This is a genomic window from Burkholderia sp. BCC1999, assembly GCF_905339975.1.
GTDB lineage: Bacteria > Pseudomonadota > Gammaproteobacteria > Burkholderiales > Burkholderiaceae > Burkholderia.
Genome location: NZ_CAJPHP010000048.1, coordinates 1 through 2991 on the forward strand (window position 1 = coordinate 1; position 2991 = coordinate 2991).

Here is a 2991-nt window from a genome sequence, read left to right on the forward strand (position 1 = left end):
ATCGGGCCGCTTGTAATGCGGCGCCATCGTGCAGCCCGTGGCAAAGAGCGCGACCGCGATTGCAGTCAAAGCGTGTTTTTGCATCATCACTGTCCCTTGTTGCCTTCGTCGCCGTTGCCCGGCTTCTCTTCGTGGTGCGAGTGCTCCTGAGCCAGGCGCAGCGCCTCGTCGACGTCTTCCTTCTCGCCGCTGAAGATCCCACGGATCTTCACGAAGAACATCGGGATCATGAAGATCGCGAGGAACGTCGCGGTGATCATCCCGCCGATCACGCCCGTACCGATCGCGTGCTGGCTGGCCGAACCCGCGCCGTTGCTGATCGCGAGCGGCATCACGCCGAGAATGAACGCGAGCGACGTCATCAGGATAGGACGCAGCCGCAGGCGCGCCGCTTCCAGCGCGGCCTCGATCGGCCCCATCTTCTCCGTCACCTGCAGTTCGCGCGCGAATTCCACGATCAGAATCGCGTTCTTCGCGGACAAGCCCACGGTAGTCAGCAGGCCGACCTGGAAGAACACGTCGTTTTCCAGACCGCGCATCGTCGCCGCAAGCAGCGCGCCGATCACGCCGAGCGGCACCACCATGATCACCGAGAACGGGATCGACCAGCTTTCATACAGTGCCGCGAGACACAGGAACACGACGAGGATCGAGATCGCGTACAGGATCGGCGCCTGCGAACCGGACTGGATTTCCTGGAACGACAGGCCCGTCCACGAATAGCCGATACCGACCGGCAGCTTCTTCGCGAGCGTTTCCATCGCGGCCATCGCCTGACCGGTCGACTTGCCCGGTGCGGCCTGACCCTGGATTTCCATCGCCGACACACCGTTGTAGCGCTCGAGCTTCGGCGAACCGTACGTCCAGTGACCGGTCGCGAACGAACTGAACGGCACCATCCCGCCCGACCCGTTGCGCACGTACCAGATGTTCATGTCTTCCGGCGTCATCCGGAACGGCGCGTCTGCCTGCACGTACACCTTCTTGATCCGGCCGTCGGTGTCGAGGAAGTTGTTCACGTACTTCGACGCCCACGCGATCGAGAACGTCTGGTCGATCGCATCCGCCGTCACGCCCAGCGCATTCGCCTTCTCGCGGTCGATGTCGACCTTGTACTGCGGCGTGTCGTTCAGGCCGTTCGGACGCACGCCCTGCAGCGTCGGATCCTTCGAAGCCATCCCGAGCAGCTGGTTACGCGCGGCCATCAGCGCATCGTGACCCAGACCGGCGTTGTCCGTCAGCTCGAAGTCGAAGCCGGCGGCCGTACCGAGTTCAGGAATCGACGGCGGGTTGAACGGGATCACGATCGCGTCCTTGTAGCCCGCGTAACGCCCGAACATCCGGCCGATCAGCGCCTGGACCTTCTGGTTCGCGTGCTGACGCTGCGAGTAATCCTTCAGGCGCACGAACACGAGACCGGAGTTCTGGCCGCGGCCCGCGAAGCTGAAGCCGTTGACCGTGAACGCGGACTCGACGATTTCCTTCTCGTCCTTCAACAGGTAGTCGGAAATGTTCGCAAGCGTCTTCGCGGTCGTTTCCTGCGTCGAACCCGACGGCGTCTGCACGATCACGAACATCAGGCCCTGGTCTTCATCGGGCAGGAACGACTTCGGCAGGCGCACGAACAGCAGCCCGACCGCGACGATCACGACCAGATAGATGATGAGCCAGCGGCCCGAGCGCTTGATCACGTGGTGCACGCCGACGTGGTACTTGTCGCGGCTGTTGTTGAACGTGCGGTTGAACCAGCCGAAGAAACCCTTCTTCTCTTCGTGATGCCCTTGCGGGATCGGCTTGAGGATCGTCGCGCACAGCGCCGGCGTCAGAATCAACGCGACGAGCACCGACAGCACCATCGCCGACACGATCGTCAGCGAGAACTGACGATAAATTGCGCCGACCGAGCCGCCGGAGAACGCCACCGGCACGAACACCGCCGACAGCACGAGCGCCACGCCGACGAGTGCGCCGGTGATCTGGCCCATCGCCTTGCGGGTCGCCTCCTTCGGAGACAGCCCCTCTTCCGCCATCACCCGCTCGACGTTCTCCACCACCACGATCGCATCGTCGACCAGCAGGCCGATTGCGAGCACGAGGCCGAACATCGACAGCGTGTTGATCGAGAAGCCCACCATCGACATGATCGCGAACGTACCGAGCAGCACCACCGGCACCGCGATCGTCGGGATGATCGTCGCCCGCAGGTTCTGCAGGAACAGATACATCACGAGGAACACGAGCACGATACCTTCGAGGAGCGTCTTGACCACTTCCTCGATCGACAGCTTCACGAACGGCGTCGTGTCGTACGGATACTTCACGACGAGGCCGTGCGGGAAGAACGGTGCCAGTTCGTCGATCTTGGCGCGGACGGCCTTCGCGGTGGCGAGGGCGTTCGCGTTGGTCGCGAGCTGGATACCGAGTGCCGCGGTCGGCTGACCGTTGTACTTCGTGTCGAAGTTGTAGTTTTCGCCGCCGAGGCCGATCTGCGCGACGTCCTTCAGGCGAACCTGCGAGCCGTCCTGGTTGACCTTCAGCAGGATGTTGCCGAACTGCTCGGGCGTCTGCAGCAGCGTCGATTCGGTGATCGTCGCCTGCAGCATCGTGCCCGGCGTGGCCGGCGTGCCGCCGATCTGGCCGCCCGCGATCTGCACGTTCTGCGCGGTGATCGCCGAGCTGACGTCGACCGGCGTGAGGCCATAGTTGGTCAGGCGGTTCGGGTCGAGCCAGATCCGCATCGCGTACTGCGAGCCGAACAGCGTGACGGTACCGACGCCGTTCAACCGGCTGATCGGATCCTTCACGTGCGACGCCACGAAGTTCGCGAGGTCGTACTTGTTCATGCTGCCGTCTTCGGAGTTGAAGGCGAGCACCAGCAGGAAGCTGCTGCTCGACTTCGTCACCGACAGACCGAGCTGCTGCACGACCTGCGGCAGAACCGGCGTCGCGAGCGACAGCTTGTTCTGCACCTGGACCTGTGCGATGTCGGCG

The 2991-nt window shown here is 63.4% G+C and carries 1 protein-coding gene; it reads right to left on the reverse strand.

Translation table 11 applies throughout. The annotated features are described in order from the left end of the window. Positions 1-86 precede the first annotated feature (86 nt). Positions 87-2991, reverse strand: a 2905-nt coding sequence (locus U5809_RS34450; RefSeq protein ID WP_322089832.1) for an efflux RND transporter permease subunit, incomplete at its 5' end; no start/stop codon positions are given.